Origin of the sequence: Paenibacillus sp. NPDC057934 (genome assembly GCF_042887565.1) — a bacterium.
Taxonomy (GTDB): domain Bacteria; phylum Bacillota; class Bacilli; order Paenibacillales; family Paenibacillaceae; genus Paenibacillus_AQ.
Genome location: NZ_JBHVPB010000002.1, coordinates 191,512 through 209,142 on the forward strand (window position 1 = coordinate 191,512; position 17,631 = coordinate 209,142).

Below are 17,631 nucleotides of genomic sequence, written 5' to 3' on the forward strand. Positions count from 1 at the left end.
GATAAGGAGCCTGTCATGAGCACTTATTTAACTAAACGATTGCTGTACATGGTCATTATCCTGTTCGGGGCGTCGCTGCTGATCTTCTGTCTGTACGCGTCGACACCTGGGGATTTCATCACCGGCAACATCAAATTGACAGCGGAACGTAAAGCCGAGCTGCGGGAGATCTACGGTCTCAATAAGCCTATGCTAGAACGTTATGGGCTTTGGATGAAGAACGCGCTGCATGGTGACTTTGGTTACTCGCTGGCTCAGCAGAAGCCAGTTCTACAACTGTTCAATGATTATATCTGGAATTCATTTCTCCTGGCTGCTGTATCCACGTTTCTAACCTGGGTGATTGCGGTCATTATCGGCGTAGTCTCGGCCTATAAGCAGTATTCCTGGTTCGATACTTTGGTGATGGTGGCGATCTTTGCGGCGATGTCGCTTCCGTCCTTCTTTATTGGTCTCTTCCTTATCAAGATTCTGGCCGTGGACCTAAAATGGCTGCCGCCGGGCGGAATCATAACGACAGGCAGTAATGCCACCGGGTGGGAATACATCAAAGAAGTCGTGAGGCATATGGCACTGCCGGTGATCGTCATGACGCTGCTGGGACTCGGCTCACTAACCCGCTATTTCCGCAGCAATATGATTGATGTGCTGAGACAGGATTATATCCGCACAGCCCGGGCCAAAGGTCTGAGGGAACGCAAGGTGCTGTTCACGCATGCGCTTCGCAATGCCCTGCTTCCAGCGATTACGCTGGTTGGATTCGAGCTTCCGGCGCTGTTCGGCGGATCGTTGATTATCGAGAAGATTTTCAATTGGCCAGGCATTGGCCAGCTATACATGCAGTCCTTCGGGCTGAGGGATTATCCTCTGCTGATGGGCTTTACGATGTTTATTGCAATATTGACCGTAATCGGAACGCTGCTATCGGACTTGCTCTATCGCATTGCCGATCCGCGGGTCCGGTTGCAGTGAGGAGGGACTACATTGGCTGTTAACAGCAGTTTAGCTCCGGTACGCCGGGCAGGGGCAGCAAGCGGGAGGTCCTCATTATTCAGGCAGTCTGTGCGGAGGCTTCTCCATAACAAGCTGGCGATGTCCGGATTTGTGGTTGTCCTGTTTATGTTCGCGCTGTGTTTTGTGGGACCGCTATTCTCTCCCTATACGGACAACAAGATCAATATGGCGATGATGAACAAGGCACCTGGGCTGAAGCATTGGCTCGGGACGGATGCCTTGGGCAGAGATATCCTGACCCGTGTCATGCAGGCCGGACGCATATCACTTACAGTCGGGCTGGCTTCTATGGTCTTGTCCGTCTTTATTGGCGCCCTTCTAGGGGCGGTGGCCGGGTATTACCGTGGCGTCGCTGACCAGATTATTATGCGGGTCGCTGATCTATTACTTACTGTTCCCGGCCTGCCGTTACTGTTCATCTTCGGTGCGTTGTTGTCGGAGTGGAAAATTCCGACGGATTATCGTATGTACATCGTCATGCTGATGCTCAGCATTGTGAACTGGCCGGGGATGGCCCGGATGGTCAGAGGCCAGATGCTCAGCCTGCGTGAGCGCGAATTCATGCAGGCAGCCGTAGTGCTGGGCCTCCGTGACCGGCGTAAGCTGTTCAATCATCTGCTGCCCAATATCATTCCGCTGCTGATTGTTATGGCTACGCTCAACATTGGCGGGGCGATACTCAGTGAATCCGTGCTCAGCTTCTTCGGTCTGGGCGTTATGCCGCCTACGCCGACTTGGGGGAACATGATTGATGCCGCGAACAATATGATTGATTTTCAGCAGCGGCCATGGTTGTGGATTCCGCCGGGACTTTCGATTTTCGCTACAGTAATTGCTATTAACATATTCGGGGATGGTCTCAGAGATGTTCTGGACCCGAAACAGAAGAGGTAGGTGACCAGCATCATGAATGATCTAATGCGCATAGACGGTCTCAGTACGCACTTCTTTACGGAAGATGGGGAGGTCAAGGCCGTCGATGGCGTCAGTTTTCGGGTACGGGAAGGAGAGACGGTCTGCATTGTCGGTGAGTCCGGCTGCGGGAAAAGCGTGACTGCCATGTCCATCATGGGGCTTGTCGAATCGCCGGGCGGCAGAGTCACCAGCGGCAGCATTGAGTTTCAGGGAGAAGACCTGCTGCAACTGGATAAGCACACACTGCGTAGCATGCGTGGTCATGAGCTAGCAATGATTTTCCAGGAGCCAATGTCTTCACTGAATCCGGTGATCAAGATCGGGGAACAAATCATGGAACCGCTGCGGGTTCATCTGAAGCTGAACAAGAAAGAGGCACGGGCCAGAGCTATCGAACTGATTACACAGGTTGGTATTTCCCGACCCGAGCAAATTGCAGACAGCTATCCGCATGAACTGAGCGGCGGGATGCTGCAGCGGATTATGATCGCCATTGCGATTTCCTGCGGTCCGAAGCTGCTCATCGCCGATGAACCGACCACAGCGCTGGATGTGACGATACAAGCGCAGATTCTGGACATGCTGCGGCAGTTCAAGGCCGACTCGGGTATGTCCATTCTGCTGATCACGCATGATCTTGGCGTGGTAGCGGAGATGGCCGACTATGTCATCGTGATGTACTCCGGGAAGATCGTGGAGGAGGGTGAGGTCGTCGAACTGTTCAACAATCCTAAGCATCCGTACACTCGGGGATTGCTCAAATCCAAGCCGGTGATCAACCAGCGGCAGGAGGAGCTGTACTCGATTCCGGGACAGGTGCCGAATCCCCTGGAGCTTGCACCGTCCTGTTACTTTCATGACCGCTGTGAACACTGCATGCCGGTGTGCCGCAGCAAGCAGCCTGTACTACAAGACGTTGGCAATGGGCAAAAGGTGTCTTGCTGGCTCTATGAGGAGGCGTTAGTCCATGCCTGAGGCGTTGCTGGAAGTGAATCATTTGAAGAAGTATTTTCCGATTACGAAAGGACTGCTTAACCGCACAGTGGGTCAGGTGAAGGCAGTGGATGACATCAGCATCCGGCTGCAGCCGGGGGAGACCTTCGGGCTGGTCGGAGAATCCGGCAGCGGCAAAAGTACAGTCGGACGCACCATTCTCCGCTTGACCGAGAAGACGGCCGGCGAGGTCAAGTTCAAGGGTGTGGATATCCACACCCTGCCGCCTGAAGAGCTACGAGGGCTGCGGCCCAAGATGCAGCTGATCTTCCAGGACCCGTACAGCTCGCTGAATCCGCGGGTGCGGGTAGGGGATGCCATCGGCGAAGCGCTGCTGGATCACGGGTTATGTCCCCGCAGCGACGTACGCGATCTGGTGCTGGAAACGCTGGAATCCTGCGGATTATCGTCATACCATATCGACCGTTTCCCCCATGAATTCTCGGGTGGTCAACGGCAGCGGATCGGCATTGCGCGGGCGCTGATTCTGAATCCCGAGCTGATCATCGCCGACGAGCCGGTCTCTGCGCTGGATGTATCCATTCAGGCCCAGATCATCAACCTGTTCAGCAAGCTGCAGCAGAGCCGGGGATTGACGTATTTGTTCATCTCCCATGACCTCAGCGTCGTGGAGCATCTATGCTCTACCATCGGAGTCATGTATCTTGGCTCCATGGTCGAGACGGCATCCCGGGACGAACTGTTCCGTCATCCGCTGCATCCCTATACCAAAGCGTTGCTGTCAGCGGTGCCGATCCCGATTCCGAAGCTGAAGCGGGAGAGAATTGTATTGAAGGGCGATATTCCAAGCCCGGCGAACCCGCCATCCGGCTGTAAATTCCATACGCGTTGCCCCTTCGCGGAAGAGGTCTGCCGCTTACAGGTTCCTGTCTTCCGGGATGCCGGGGGCGGACATTTTGTAGCGTGTCATCTGGTTTAGGTGTGCCAGTCGGGTTAAGCTGTTGCAGCTGAGCTAACAGTTGTTTTGTTGCACGGGCTGAGCCAAAACTGTTGCTGCGATAGCTTTAGCTACCACGGTCGGGTTAACAAGTGTCACAGTAATAATAGCTGTTGTAACTTCTACTGTGCCAACAGCCACGATACGCTAGAAGTCGCACCAGCCGGATAACAGAACAATGTCAAAAAATATAACAACAATATTGTACCTTATTTTTTACAAATTCGTAGGTAAACGGTGATTAAGTACATTTTTGTACCTTAAAATACCAAAATTGACCCATTTAAAGTATTGTTGTAGAAATTAAGATACAAAAATGTCGTTATACTCCTCTAGCTTAGAAACAGTTCCAATATAAGATACAAAAAAGCAGTTAGTTGCTTCATCCCTGCTAAAAAAATGATACAATGGGTGTTATTACCTACGAACGGGGGATGGAGAGACATGAGGGTGACACTTGCAAAGGCTGTGGAGTCAGACGCGGAGGCTCTTCACAACATTCAAGTCCAAGCTTTTCTGCCTTCGTTGGAAAAATATGAGGATATGGATACTAGTCCTGCTAATGAAGGCATTGAAAAGGTGATGGACAGAATTACGAATCCTCAGGGCGGGTTTTATAAAATTGTACTGGACGATGTGCTTGTCGGAGGCATACGCGCGACTTGGAAAGAGGATGAGACCCGGATGTGGGTAGGGCCGCTGTTTGTCCTTCCTGAATACCAGGGAAAGGGAATAGCTCAAAGAGCGCTTAATCTGATCATCGAAATGTTCCCGCAAGCGGCCACTTGGGAGCTAGCGACGATTGCAGAGGAAGAACGCAACTGTTGGCTGTATGAGAAAATGGGCTTCGCAAAGACGGGGGAGCACAAGGTGCTAAATGATAAAGCAACGCTTGTCTTTTATCGGCGGATAGGGTAATTGCTTAATGATTAATCCGTTTATTCGGGGTTTTATCTGCGGAAGGAGAGAAGTAGAATAAACTTATTTATGGATATTTTTATCATTTATGACTTTTTTGACTTGTCCCATCTGCAGTGCTATACTGATTCCAATGCAGCTAAATATGGTTAATAAGAGACTGATTAGACATACATATCTAATCGGTCTTGTTTTTTAAATCCCTACTTAGGAGGAATTGTAATGAATACAACAGTACGTTTGACCGAAAGATCCGGCAAGGCTGCTTCCCAGCGGCGTAAAGGTTTTGTACCGGTCGTTGTCTACGGTGCAGGTTCAGATACGCACTCCTTTTCTGCGGATGCAAAAACGATTAACGAAATTCTAAGCAAGAATCCACGGGCGATCCTGAAGCTTGAACTACCGGGCGCAGGTGCCAAAAATGCTGTGATTCAAGAAGCACAGCGTCAGCCGCTGTCGCGTAGTCTGCTGCATGTGGATTTTCAACAAATTGATATGAAGGCAGAACTGGATACGAAGGTCGCCTTTCATTTTACAGGAGACTCGGCTGGTGTGAAGAGCGGGGGCGTGCAGCAGGTAGAGCTGTATGAACTGGATATTCGCACACTGCCGGATAAGTTGACGGCAACGTTCGATGTGGACATCAGCGGCCTGGAGATCGGTGATCAGCTGCTCGTCTCCGACCTGCCGAAGCATGAGGGCTGGGAGGTACTGACACCGGAAGATACGCTAATTATCCGGATCGCACCGCCGGTAGCTACAGAGGCGTTAGCCGAAGAAGCTGGTGAAACGGCCGCAGACGCTGCTGCCGAGGCCAAGACTGAGGAATAAGGCAGGCCGCGTATGTGGCGTTGGAATAGGTTTAAATCACAGGAGCAGGCAAATCTCTTCGGGGAAATACCTGCTCTTTTTGCGCTAATCAGAATAGGAAGATTTAACGATGATTTTAAAGCAAAGCATCATATTCGTGTTTTCCATAGTGTGACTGCGTGACTCTTCAAAATATTCTTCTACAACGTATTATCCTTGGTGTTAAAGGCTTGAATATACTTGTTCTGATCACTCCTGAACGACTCTGTATATCTCTGATGCGTATATTCTCCAATGATCTCACGCCAAAATAAAACCGCAGCTTCATTAGATGACATCTGGGCAACTTTCCAGTTAGCCTTGAACGAGTCAAAGGCCAGTTTGGCTGCTGCTCTTCCCAACCCTTGTCTCCTGAATTTCCGGAGAATCATAAAATCATAAATAACGTGGGTAGGATCAGGATCTGTATCCTGATTCTCGAATAACACAACAAGAAATCCGGCAATGTGTTCACCGGAGGTAATGAAGAACGGATTCCAACGGGAATCCCGCCAATAATGCTCCAGGGAGATGTCATATAAACCACTCTCATTTATCTCTTCCCCAGTAAATGGACTGAAGTCATGAAGATATAACTGATAGAGGTTGTACAATACCTTTTGTTTGTCTTCTGGTACAAGGAGTAATTGAACCATTCTCTTTCCTCCTATTTAGGAGCCTGTGGCCAATCGGGCCTACCTCTAAAAGGGTCGTCCAAACATCCGGTATGATCCCCGCAGTGGTGCATAGCCAAGGCGCCGGTTGATCTTCAGGATCGGAGCGTTAGTGGAATCGTTGTCTGTTCGGATGTAATCTGCACGGACTTGTCTGGCCAGCTGGACGGCCTTGAGTTTAAGTCCTAGCCCGACTTTACGGCCGCGATAGGCACGGCTTACCCCGGTATATTCATGATACATGCCGTTGGTTTGCTGATTGTGCAGCACATTCGATACCCCGACATACTTGTCGCCATCCGCAGCAATAATCACCTGATCTGGCGCATAACCATCTAGCATCAAGTGCCATTTACGCCATTCTTCAATCACGGGAAAATCACCGGTATATCCTGGAATATCAAACGCAGTTTCCTTATACAACTCATAAAGTTTCTGCTCAGAGACTTCGCCAGATTCCTCCGCGAGTGTCGTGAAACGCAGACCGGATTGCTCCAGCGACAAAATGACGCGTTCCTCGTCAAAATTCTCCCAGTCCACCTTCGCTATGTCCAGCACGGATTGAAAAATATGACGTTCCTGCTCAAAGCCCCGGTGTGCAGCAAAGCTAAGAGAATCCGGCTTATCGTCCCAGACCTGAGCAACAAGGGTGGAGGCTCCAAGCTGACGGCCCCACTTGAGGGCATGATCCAACAGCTTTTGTCCGATTCCCTGCTGGCGGTGCTGCTCGGCCACGACCATCAGGTTCACCAGTTGGCCTGGCTCCGTCCAGGGCGCACGCCAGCAATTGACGTACCCGAGAATTTCGTTCGTTTCATTCACTGCAACATAGCGGGTTCGGTCATAGCCTGCAAGTAGCCCCTGTTCATCTTTATAGGTATCACCAACCTCGTAGAGTTTAGCATCATCCTCCGCAAGCTGCTCGGCAGTGGTTGGCTCCGCCCACTCCGTATTAAGCAATTTGGCCAGACCGGTATAATCTTCCGGCAATTGTAAAGGCCGCAGTGTAATTGACATTGTGTTCCCCCCTTCATTTCTTCTTTCATTATGGCAGGTCTGAAAAAAGGAATATATGGAAAAAACCAATATAACAAACTCTACCCATCTCTACCCATCTCCCAACCCAGACACCATAGGGAGATGTACGCCTTGAGGAGCCATAAAATCATCCTCAGGGCGGAGGTTTCTCCGCAGTGTTCTGGTATAGAATCAGGATGGAAAAACGGGAGGAGAAGTGTAAATACATTTAGGTTTAGATTTACAACGTAACAGTGTTATGTTACGATGATCGCGAGGAGTGATCAAGATGGAAGAAGATCAGATATCCAAGAAGGATTTGCTGGATTTAACCGGCATATCATACGGACAGCTCTACCGCTGGAAGCGGAAGCAGCTGATTCCTGAAGAATGGTTTATCCGCAAATCAACCTTTACAGGGCAAGAAACCTTTTTTCCTAGAAAGATGATTCTGGCCCGTATTGATAACATTGTAAGTATGAAGGACGATCTTTCGCTGGATGAGCTGGCGGACAAATTATCTTCAGTCCCGCCGATCAGCAAGGCATCAATATCAGGTGAAGAATTGTTGGAACGTAACATTGTTTCGTTATTGGTGCTAGATCGCTTCGGCAAGCATCCGGAGGCTGAGGAGAAATACACGATTGATGAAGTGATGTATCTGTTCGCCATTGACAGTCTGCTGAGCAGAGGAGAGATGAATCTTGAAGAAGCAGATTTGCTCTTCCGTACCTTGCATGAGAATTCGGCGAGATTGGAAGGGAAGGCATGGGAGCTGTTTTTTGTCCGCAAAATGGGCGTGACATCTTTCCTGCTTACAGTTGCACCTGCTGAACTGTTCTTTGACGAAGGGGTGCGGTTAGTTAACCGAATCACCGTAGCGAATCTTATGGAGCAGTTAAGAGGAAAGCTTACTTAATGGAGGGAATGAACATGGTGAAGCAACATGGTGATTTGGTCATTGCTGGCGTAGGCGGGGCCTCTGGAGGCACGTATGATACGGTTAGGCTAGATGGCGTAGCTACCGTTAACGGTTCGGTGGAGGCGCGGATTTTTAAAGGGAATGGTCATGTTCATCTGAAGGATGATCTTCGGGCAGAAGAACTGGAATGCAACGGTAATATGAATGTTAAGGGAAGTCTGAAAATTAGAACGCTCAAGGCGGAAGGGATGGTCCGAATTGGAGGGGCCTTGCGGGGCGAATCCTGTGTGCTCAATGGTGTGATCAGCACGAAGGGAGATTGCGAGCTAGAGGAATTAACCGGAGAAGGGGCTTTTACAGTGAATGGCCTGCTAAGCGCGGGGCATGTGGATTTTGTCCTGCATGGACCGGGCAAGGCCAATGAGATTGGTGTCGAGAGTCTCGTGATTCGTCAGAACAATCAAGGGACGTGGAACAGGCTACTAGGAGGAATGTTCCCTAAACTCAAGCCGGAGCTGAACGCTGGGAGTATTGAGGGTGACTTCATCGATGTGGAATACACCAATGCCGATGTTATCAGAGGTAATATTGTCATCATAGGAGAGGGCTGCACGATCGGGGCCGTGGAATATCGCTCACAGCTAACCGTACATCCGGGAGCCAGAGTAGGAAGGGAGGAGAAGATCGGTGTCTGACAATACTATGCTTAGCAACCTCAGTATGGTGGGTACTAGCACTTCAGGGGGAGGTTCCTTCTTGAATGTTAAAGTGACAGGTGAGTGCCAATTCAATGATACTGTAGACTGTCGGAGATTGAGTCTGACCGGTAATGTAAGGGTGGATGGTGACCTGCGCTTGGAAAAGCTGAAAGTGACAGGTGAACTTGCTGTAGCTGGAGTGCTTACAGGGCAATCCTTGCGTGGAACAGGCGAGGTTAAAGCAGCCTCAGCTCGAATGGAACAGATAGATTTTAGTGGAAGTCTTGTGGTAGATGGTGATTGTGAAGCAGAGCAGCTGGAGATTTCCGGCGCGGCCGTGGTGGAAGGTCTGCTCAGCGCAGAGCGGCTGCAGATCAACTTGTATGGGTCTAGCAAGGCCCGTGAGGTTGGCGGCGGTACCATTGTCATTAAGCAAAACAAGACGGGTAAACTGCTTAATTTAATAAAAGGGAATCAGGATGTTATTTTCAGAGCTAGCCAGATTGAAGGAGATACTATAGAGCTGCAATGTACAGTAGCCGATACTGTTCGTGGTGGATCAGTGATCATCGGCACGGATTGTGTAATTGAAAGGGTGGAATACCGGGGAACGCTGGAGATTCACAAGAATGCGATGGTGAAGCAACAGGTGAAGATCTGACAGGTTGTTAAGCTGTACAGTTATTGAGATATACAGAAATTAAGGAGTGGAAAAGATGAGTGCAGCCAAGTCGCCCAATCTGGGCATAGTCATTGCAGGATTGCTGCTGGGAATATTGATGGCTTCTATGGACAGTACGATTGTTGCAACGGCTATGGGTAATATTGTAGGAGAACTAGGGGGCATGGACAAATTTGTCTGGGTAACCTCCGCTTATCTCGTTGCAGAAATGGCAGGTATGCCGATCTTTGGCAAGCTGTCGGATATGTATGGACGGAAGAAGTTTTTTATCTTCGGAATTATCGTGTTTATGGTTGGTTCGGCGCTGTGCGGGACAGCTAGCACGATTACTGAACTTGCGGCCTATCGGGCGGTTCAGGGTATTGGCGGCGGTGCACTCGTTCCGATTGCTTTTGCGATTATGTTCGATGCCGTTCCGCTGGAGTCGCGCGGCAAGCTGGGCGGGGCATTCGGCGCGGTATTCGGCTTGTCGAGTGTTTTTGGCCCACTGCTGGGGGCGTACATTACAGACCATATCGCCTGGCAATGGGTGTTTTACATTAACCTGCCGCTGGGATTGATTGCTTTTGTGATGGTGGTGTTCTTTTACCGAGAATCGCATGAGCATTCCAAGCAGCCGATTGACTGGCTGGGTGCAGGCACATTGCTTGGGGCGGTCATCTCCTTAATGTTCGCACTGGAGCTTGGTGGAAAGCAGTATCCTTGGGATTCGGCGGTGATTCTGGGGTTATTCGTAGCGTTTGCTGTGTTGGCGGCAGTATTCCTATATGTGGAGACGAAGGCGGCGGAGCCGATTATTTCGTTCGCACTGTTCAAAAAGCGGTTATACGCCTTCAGCATCCTGTGCGCATTGTTTAGCGGAGCGGCATTTATTGTGGCTTCTGTATATATCCCGATCTTTATTCAGGGGGTTATGGGCGGTTCGGCGACGAACTCGGGGATGGTACTGCTACCTATGATGGTAGGTTCTGTAATTACAGCAACAACGGGCGGTTTTCTGATGTCAAAAGTAAGCTACCGTAGCTTGCTGATCCCTACCCTTGCGCTGCTGGTGGTGGGAACAGGGCTTGTGGCGACACTTGCGCCGGATGCTTCGCGTCTGCTTGTGACCGTCTATATGATCCTGATCGGACTTGGTATCGGCGCTTCGTTCTCGGTGCTAAGCACAGCTGCTATTCATGGGCTGACCGCTCAGCAGCGCGGCTCAGCCAGCGCAACGCTAAATTTCCTGCGTTCGCTGGGGATGACAGTCGGAATTACCAGCTTTGGCATTATCCAAAGCCATTACTTCACCGGCAGCTTGTCCAGCATGTTCGCTGGAGGCGGGGGTGCGGGGGCTCCAGGCGGAGCATTGGATTTCAAAGACCCGCATTCATTGCTGTCACCGGAAGCTAGAGCGATGATTCCGCCTGAGATCTTGTCCAAGATTACAGAAGGATTATCCTCTTCTATCACGCATACCTTTGCTTGGGCGCTCGTTCCGGCCGCCTTAGCGCTGCTGGCTTCCTTCTTCATGGGCCGGCAGAAGATGGATGCATCAGCAGCAGGAGATTCGGCGGCGTCCGGGCACTAGGTAGTTATGTTTACGGAGGGCGAAGGGGGGGCCTTGCTCGGCCTATCCGGCTTGGCGTCCCTGTTCGGCTTATCCAGTTTGATATATCCAGTTTGATATATCCGGTATGTCATTTCTAGGAATGGCGTACCTGGTATGGTTTATCTGGTTCGTCTTATCTGGTATGGCGCCTCCTCATGGTTGATCGTTTTGCTTTCCGATCTGCCCTAATCGGTTCGGGCCTATTCTGTCCGTTTAACTTTGAATCGGAGGACCGTCTTCAGCTTGTCGGGGCGGGTTCTTCGGGCGTCCGTCAGGTATATTTCCCTGTGGGTCTTGGAGGCTCGTTTCAGTCCATTCTGTATACAGTAGTCCTCCATAACTGCAAAGCTTTCGGGCTCATCGTCATACGATCCGTAATGGAGCATTTGTACACTAAGGCCCTCTTCGACCTTGCCGAAGAGGGCTTTCTCCATCAGCACATGCGGCTTAGTGAGCTTCACCGTCTCCAGAATTTCCGCTGCGAGGTCCGCTGTGACGAACTCTGGCTGCCTGATCATCAGCGTATATAGCAACTCGTCTTTATCCAGAACATCTTTCTGTTTTCCTTCTTCGGTGAGATCCCAGACGCCTTCGAGCGGAAAGACGGAGTAATCGTAATAGCCCTCGGCGGGCAGTTTTCCTTTTTTGGGGAGCATTTTGGCGGCATAGGCGAGCGAATATAGTACGCCTACCGTCTCGGAGAATAAGTCGCTGTTGGGATTGCCGAGTCCTTCCAGCATGAAATAATTAAAGCCGGGAACCGTGACCAGCTCTGGTTTCGCTTGTGGCAGGTAGAGGGATTTGTCCTGTTTCTTCCATTCGTATTTCATCTGAGTAGCGCCTCCTTTTGAGGTAGAATAGCACAGGCAACTGGACAGCACTATGTCATGTTTGGAATAAACGCACTCAAATGAGAATAAGCTCCTGCCAAAGATTCCGGCAGGAGCTTATTCTCATATAGAACATATTAAAATAACAAACAAGGCCTAGAAGTTATTCCCAGGATGTAATTAACGGCATTTTTGTATCTTAAATACTCTGTAGATATAAGTTAGTGGGGATTAAGTGCAATATTGTACCTTAATATTCCAGAATACCCCGTTCAGCATACTTTTTTGGAGTATAAGATACAATAATGCCCTTATTATCTATTTTTACCTACATTCAAGAAAAATAAGGTACAAAAAATGTACTTAGTTAGGAGGTAGACCATTTTTCGCGGTTAAGAAAACAGGGAGGGGGATCGGGGATTAGCGCCCTAAAGTTGTATCTTAAAGTTCTGTCCTAAAGCCCCGGCTTCACCAGAATAATGCCTGAAATCGTAATCCCTTCGGCACGCAGTCTCCCATTCTTCTGTTAGAATTTTAATTCCGCTTAATGCGTTTATAATCTGGAGAAAGCTTAGAATTCCCATACAAGCTTCCCTACGGAGTGCTTGCATCTGAGCGTCTCGCTCACACAGTCTAAACTTTCCCCTTGCTTCTTCTCGCTTTTCGCTACATTCTTTTGTTCAGCTTATATTGTTTCTCGTTCCAAAATGACACTACGAAAGTGTTGCCTTATTTGCTTCCAGTAAGGGCATTAACAACATCGTCGACTTTCAGGCTGTCTGCAATAGGGCCGTTAAGCGCCCAGTGGCGTGCGGACACCTGGTGGACATTGCCTTTTTGGACAGCGGGAATGCTCTTCCAGATGCTGAGCTTCTCCACTTCTGCAGATTGGCGGACCGATTGTTGAAATTCTTCTTCACTGGACATAGAAGCACCGTAATCCATAAAGAGGTAGTCGGCTGACAGTTTAGGGAGCATCTCAAGTGACAACATGGTGCCGCCCCATGTGTCCGTAGTGGTGGAGGCGATTTTCAACACTTCTGGATCTGGCTTCAGTCCAAGCTCGTTATACAGCACCGAGGTCCATACGTATTCCGGGAAATCCAATTCAACATCTTTGGTGGTCGGACGGATAAAGGCTACAGTTTTGTCCTCGCCGACAGCTTGCTTGATGGTAGCCTGGGCCTGTTGAACTTTGTCCTGGTAGGCTTTCAGTACGCTATTGGCTTTATCTTCCTTATCAACTGCCTTGCCAATTTCAAGAATGGCAGTCTGCCAGTCATCACGGATATAGGCAATCGTCGGAGCGATTTTGCTCAATTTCTCGTAGCCCTGCTCGTCGGTCATGTATTTATTCATAATGATCAGGTCAGGATCGGCAGCTGTAATGGCTTCCAGATTAATATCGAAGGAGCTGTTGATGGCGATTCCTTTGTCCTTGAGCTGCTTGTCCAGATAATAACCATCTGTACTAAAGGCTTGAACCATTGGGACGTCAAGGGACAGCAGCATGTCTTCCATTCCTATGGAGACGATCCGTTTAGGATGTGCAGGGATGACGGATTCACCAAAATCATGCTTGATGGTCTTCGTTTGATCTTTGCCTGCATTCGATCCGGCCGTTTGTTCATTAGTGCTATCTGGTTCCGCAGTAGCTTGAGCCGTAGCTGTAGGTTCGTTAGTTCCCTTACTCTCAGCGCTGCTATTGCTATTGGCCCCACAGGCGGTCAGGGTCAGTGTGAATACTAATACCAAGGCGACCCATAATAGGGACACCGGGGGTTTCCGGCGTTTAGGGTTAGCTTTGCCGGATGTAGGTCTTGCAAATAAGTTGTGTTGCATTTGTATTCCTCCACATTCTCATTTGATAATCATTATCATTAATGAGGAGTATATCGCAATCCGCCGCCCCTGTATATTCACTATCGTGCTGTATTCTGAGGAATGGGCGCACAAAAACAAATGGGTGCGTTATCCAAAAGAAGTTTATGATTCCAGGCCGTATACTCAATCCAGGGGAATACCCAGGAGGAATGTCCCGGTAAGCTGTGTACTGCATGATGCTTAACGGCAGCCAGTGTGGTCCAGTGCTTCGACTGTTGGAGCTTGTCCCACAGCAGACGGGAAGCAGTATCATTGTCCACGCTTACCACCAATCTGTCAGCATTATAGGTAGCTAACTGCCAGGCTTCGATTGGTTCGAACCATTCAATTTCATTAACGAGGGGAGCAGGAGTAATCTTCAGATCATCATACAACACGGTCATGGCTTTGCGTCCCCACACAAATAGCCCGTCTGTAGAAATCTTCAGTACCAGCACTGTATCATCTTTAATGATGGGTTGCACCTGCTCGCGAACAGAACGTGCTTGACGGTCATATTGTTCAAGCCATTGCTCCCCTTCATGGGTTCGGCCCAGAGCTTCAGCCACCAGCAGCAGGTGACTCCGCCAATCAGCGCTCATCCAAGGAAGCAGCAGAACAGGCGCGATCTCCTGCAATCGCTGTTCTTCCTCTGGTGAAATGGTGCTGTCCAGGCCGATAATAAGATCGGGCTGAGCCTGTCTAAGCACGTTACGATTGAATTCATATTCATGCCCAAGCTGGATGACTACATCGCTGCCGTACCGCCGCCGATAGTCATCTGTCCAATAATGGTCCATGGGAGCGGCAAAGGGAATAGTCTGTAACGGAAGCAGATGACCCAAGATTGGCCAGCTGTAAGCTGCCACTTTGAAAGAACGGTTGCGAAGATAGGCGGCTGGAGCCATGCCCACTTGCTTCTTGAAGACGGTACGGAAATAAGATTCGCTCTGAAAGCCAACCATTCCGGCAATCTCATGGATGGAATGTTCACGTTTTTGCATAAGCTGTTTGGCATGATGCAAACGGATTCCTGTGACATATTCGCCAATACTTTTTCCATAACGGTCCCTGAAAATTCGCATTAAGTGGTAGCGGCTGATCCCGGAAGCTACAGCCAGGCGCTCAATCGTGATTTCCTCGGAATAATTGCGGTCGATCTCTGCTTTGACTTTGGCTAGCAGCTTCACGGTTTCTTGTCCTTGGTACTCTATGATCAGTGCCAGCAATTCATGAAATGTAGCCTGGGCGCGCATCTTATCCGCCAGACCTTCACTTAGCCAACTGCGGTGTATTTGGCCACATATGGCTGGAGCTGCCGGTATCCGGGATTCCTCTTCCAAGTCTCTGCTTTGTTGGTTTTCAGCTGTAGGGTGATCTATCACTGTTGGGCCAACACTTCCCTTTTCAAAATACAATAAGTATAACGGGTGACCCTCTTCCGAGGTGACGCCAATCTCCACACTTTGCCCGGGCCGGCAAGCCACTACCATGCCTGAATACGTAGCGAGGGCCTGTCCGTCTACCACGACCCTGTTCCATTCACTGCCAGCTACAATCAGCAGATGCCGATCGGCCAGCTCTCTCCGATACGACCAATAGTCTCTGCTATAGCCGACCAACTCTATGTTGACCAGCTTGAACCATGTACGGCTTAATACCTCGTCATGTTCCCCGGCTGTATAATCTTGTTTGGTAAACATGTCAGGGCACCTTCCTAGTCGAACGTACTTTTATATATGAAGTATTTTAATTGATAATTATTATCAACGTCAAACCGTCTGCAGGGGATGATAGGTCTGACAGGGGGGCAGAAAGGCTCAAATTTCATTATTAAAAGGATCTATCGTTCGTGTTTGGAGTGACTTGCATGTTATGTTTGCCTTTTTTCTTGCCTGAAACGCAATAATTATGTATAATGGCATTAAATATTGATGTGATTGTACGATATTCTGTTGTTGAAGGTGGTTTCATGGCAGAACTGGACAGTAATGATAACAAGAAGAAGATGTGCCAGATCTACAATGAGCTTTCCAAGGAACTGTTTGGCTTCGGGACGACCCTGCTCCGCGTAACTGTCGATCAGCGGGTCATTACCTTTCACGCCAAACACCGCCGTTCTCCCCGTTCTTCCGCACTGGAAGGCGAGGCGCCGGAGCTTAAACAGGAAGTGGACTTTCGGATGTCGCTCCTGTTCAAGAAGAAGTTCCAGGAAAGGTTAGAGGAAGAGATGGAGCTAAAGATTGAGGTTCTGCTGAGAGATTATGATGCGCGAACCCAATGGGCTTTTACGAACATGATTTTGGCTGAAGATTAAAAAATACCTATACGGATTTTTGCTTTTGATCTATCTTAAGCGAAGACCGTCTTTCTATAACGGGTAGCTCTTTCCTTTGTTTATACGGAGAAAAGTGTTCTTGTTCCTACAAGAATACTTTTCTTTTTTTATGGGAAAAAATGGGAACCATAGAATTTAATTAAGGTTAGGAGGTGCTGTCAACATCGCGAGTTGCCCAAAATGCGGGCTGAAATGACCGATTGTCAACGAGAATTATGAGATTTAAGCCATATTAGCTTTATACACACACATCTGGGAGGTCAATTGGATTATGAAAAAGATTTGGGGAACAGCACTTGCGCTTACACTTACTGCGGCACTGACCGCTTGCGGATCATCGGGAAGTAATTCTGCTACTACTGCTAACGGAACTAACAGCGGAACCGCTGGGAACAATGGGAAATCAGGAGCACCCAAGGAACTGGTAATCTCCACCTGGGGCTTCTCGGAAGACTTCTTCAAGGAAGCAGTGTATGCACCTTTCGAGAAAGAACACAACGTCAAGATTGTCGTGGAAATTGGCAACAACGCTGAGCGCCTGAACAAGATCCGTCAGGGTAGCTCGAACGTGGATGTCATTTACCTATCCGATTACTATGCTCAGCAAGGGATTAATGAAGGACTGATTGATACCATCGACACCGCAAAGGTGCCAAATCTCGAGCATGTCTATGATATTGCCAAAGCTCCGCTAGGTGAGGGGTATGGTCCCGCTTATACGATTGGACGTCTCGGCATCGCCTACAATCCGGCTTTGGTCAAGGGTGAGATCACATCGTGGAAAGATCTTTGGACTGCGTTTGATCGCAATCTGACGCTTCCGGCGATTACGGCCACTGCAGGACCGATGATGGTAGATGCAGCGTCTGTAGTTGCTGGCAACACTGACTTCAATGAAGATCAGGCCTTTGCGAAGCTGAAAGAAATTAACCCGAGCGTGATTAAATACTACAGCCAGACTTCCGAATACGTGAACATGTTCAGCCAGGAGGAAATTGCCGGAGGGCCGATCATGGAGATGTACTTCAAGGATCTACAAGCCGCAGTACCGGATGCGAAGTTCGTGGCTCCGTCTGAAGGTGCATTTGCTGTTATGAACACCATCAACGTAGTCAAAGGTACGGATAACAAGGAATTGGCCGAAGAGTTCATCAACTGGCAGCTGAGCAAGGAAGTTCAAGAGAAATCCGCTAAAGCCAAGGTTGATTCCCCGGTAAACACTGAAGTTGTTCTGAACGAAGAGGAAGCCAAGGGCGTAACTTACGGCGCAGATGTTGTGGGCAAGCTGCGTAAGCTGGATATGAAATTCGTCAACGATAACATCAAAGCTTGGACGGATCGCTGGAATAAAGAGATCGGTGGTTAA

The 17,631-nt window shown here is 49.3% G+C and carries 17 protein-coding genes; 12 read left to right on the plus strand and 5 right to left on the minus strand.

Annotation, left to right across the window (positions count from 1 at the left end; all coding sequences use genetic code 11):
- Positions 1–15: 15 nt before the first annotated feature.
- The 6 genes from ACFVRY_RS05365 (at position 16) to ACFVRY_RS05390 (ending at position 5,629) form a co-directional block, all read left to right on the plus strand.
- Positions 16–972, plus strand: a complete 957-nt coding sequence (locus ACFVRY_RS05365) for an ABC transporter permease (protein ID WP_387498077.1) — start codon at positions 16–18, stop codon at positions 970–972.
- 12 nt (positions 973–984) lie between these two features.
- Positions 985–1,908: an oligopeptide ABC transporter permease gene (opp4C, locus tag ACFVRY_RS05370; protein WP_066362920.1), complete on the plus strand. Its 924-nt coding sequence runs from the start codon at positions 985–987 to the stop codon at positions 1,906–1,908.
- Between the two features lie 12 nt (positions 1,909–1,920).
- Positions 1,921–2,904: an ABC transporter ATP-binding protein gene (locus tag ACFVRY_RS05375; protein ID WP_387498079.1), complete on the plus strand. Its 984-nt coding sequence runs from the start codon at positions 1,921–1,923 to the stop codon at positions 2,902–2,904.
- Positions 2,897–3,862: an ABC transporter ATP-binding protein gene (locus ACFVRY_RS05380; protein ID WP_387498081.1), complete on the plus strand. Its 966-nt coding sequence runs from the start codon at positions 2,897–2,899 to the stop codon at positions 3,860–3,862. Before ACFVRY_RS05375 ends, ACFVRY_RS05380 begins: the two co-directional genes overlap by 8 nt.
- Positions 3,863–4,324: 462 nt before the next feature.
- Positions 4,325–4,798: a GNAT family N-acetyltransferase gene (locus ACFVRY_RS05385; protein ID WP_387498083.1), complete on the plus strand. Its 474-nt coding sequence runs from the start codon at positions 4,325–4,327 to the stop codon at positions 4,796–4,798.
- A 222-nt stretch (positions 4,799–5,020) separates the two neighbouring features.
- Complete coding sequence (locus tag ACFVRY_RS05390; protein ID WP_387498085.1) at positions 5,021–5,629, plus strand: 50S ribosomal protein L25; 609 nt, start codon at positions 5,021–5,023, stop codon at positions 5,627–5,629.
- A 179-nt stretch (positions 5,630–5,808) separates the two neighbouring features.
- Here the strand turns inward: ACFVRY_RS05390 and ACFVRY_RS05395 are convergent, their stop codons facing one another.
- Positions 5,809–6,303, minus strand: a complete 495-nt coding sequence (locus tag ACFVRY_RS05395) for a GNAT family N-acetyltransferase (RefSeq protein WP_387498087.1) — start codon at positions 6,301–6,303, stop codon at positions 5,809–5,811.
- A 45-nt stretch (positions 6,304–6,348) separates the two neighbouring features.
- Positions 6,349–7,338 carry a GNAT family N-acetyltransferase gene (locus ACFVRY_RS05400; RefSeq protein WP_387498089.1) on the minus strand — a complete coding sequence of 330 codons (990 nt, stop codon included), beginning with the start codon at positions 7,336–7,338 and terminating at the stop codon, positions 6,349–6,351.
- A gap of 289 nt (positions 7,339–7,627) precedes the next feature.
- Here ACFVRY_RS05400 and ACFVRY_RS05405 point away from each other — a divergent pair, with 289 nt between their 5' ends.
- Genes ACFVRY_RS05405 through ACFVRY_RS05420 form a run of 4 tightly spaced genes read left to right on the plus strand, consistent with a single transcriptional unit; the run spans position 7,628 to position 11,213 of the window.
- On the plus strand, positions 7,628–8,257 hold the full coding sequence (locus ACFVRY_RS05405; protein WP_387498091.1) for a YhbD family protein: 630 nt from the start codon (positions 7,628–7,630) through the stop codon (positions 8,255–8,257).
- Between the two features lie 14 nt (positions 8,258–8,271).
- Positions 8,272–8,955 carry a hypothetical protein gene (locus tag ACFVRY_RS05410; RefSeq protein WP_387498093.1) on the plus strand — a complete coding sequence of 228 codons (684 nt, stop codon included), beginning with the start codon at positions 8,272–8,274 and terminating at the stop codon, positions 8,953–8,955.
- A complete protein-coding gene (locus ACFVRY_RS05415; RefSeq protein WP_387498095.1) occupies positions 8,948–9,619 on the plus strand; it encodes a polymer-forming cytoskeletal protein in 672 nt (223 codons plus the stop codon). The genes ACFVRY_RS05410 and ACFVRY_RS05415 overlap by 8 nt, the downstream gene beginning before the upstream one ends.
- A gap of 55 nt (positions 9,620–9,674) precedes the next feature.
- Positions 9,675–11,213, plus strand: coding sequence for an MDR family MFS transporter (locus tag ACFVRY_RS05420; RefSeq protein ID WP_387498097.1), 1,539 nt, complete (start codon positions 9,675–9,677; stop codon positions 11,211–11,213).
- A gap of 221 nt (positions 11,214–11,434) precedes the next feature.
- On the opposite strand, the gene ACFVRY_RS05425 is transcribed toward ACFVRY_RS05420, so the two are convergent.
- The 3 genes from ACFVRY_RS05425 to ACFVRY_RS05435 all read right to left on the minus strand — a co-directional run bounded on the left by ACFVRY_RS05425 (position 11,435) and on the right by ACFVRY_RS05435 (position 15,630).
- Positions 11,435–12,064, minus strand: a complete 630-nt coding sequence (locus ACFVRY_RS05425) for a GyrI-like domain-containing protein (protein ID WP_387498099.1) — start codon at positions 12,062–12,064, stop codon at positions 11,435–11,437.
- A gap of 729 nt (positions 12,065–12,793) precedes the next feature.
- Entirely contained in the window at positions 12,794–13,906 is a 1,113-nt protein-coding gene (locus ACFVRY_RS05430; protein WP_387498101.1) for an ABC transporter substrate-binding protein, read from the minus strand.
- 80 nt (positions 13,907–13,986) lie between these two features.
- Entirely contained in the window at positions 13,987–15,630 is a 1,644-nt protein-coding gene (locus ACFVRY_RS05435; RefSeq protein ID WP_387498103.1) for a helix-turn-helix domain-containing protein, read from the minus strand.
- A 269-nt stretch (positions 15,631–15,899) separates the two neighbouring features.
- Between ACFVRY_RS05435 and ACFVRY_RS05440 the strand changes: the two genes are divergently transcribed.
- Positions 15,900–16,244: a DUF2294 domain-containing protein gene (locus ACFVRY_RS05440; RefSeq protein ID WP_066362899.1), complete on the plus strand. Its 345-nt coding sequence runs from the start codon at positions 15,900–15,902 to the stop codon at positions 16,242–16,244.
- A gap of 292 nt (positions 16,245–16,536) precedes the next feature.
- Positions 16,537–17,631 carry an ABC transporter substrate-binding protein gene (locus ACFVRY_RS05445; protein WP_387498105.1) on the plus strand — a complete coding sequence of 365 codons (1,095 nt, stop codon included), beginning with the start codon at positions 16,537–16,539 and terminating at the stop codon, positions 17,629–17,631.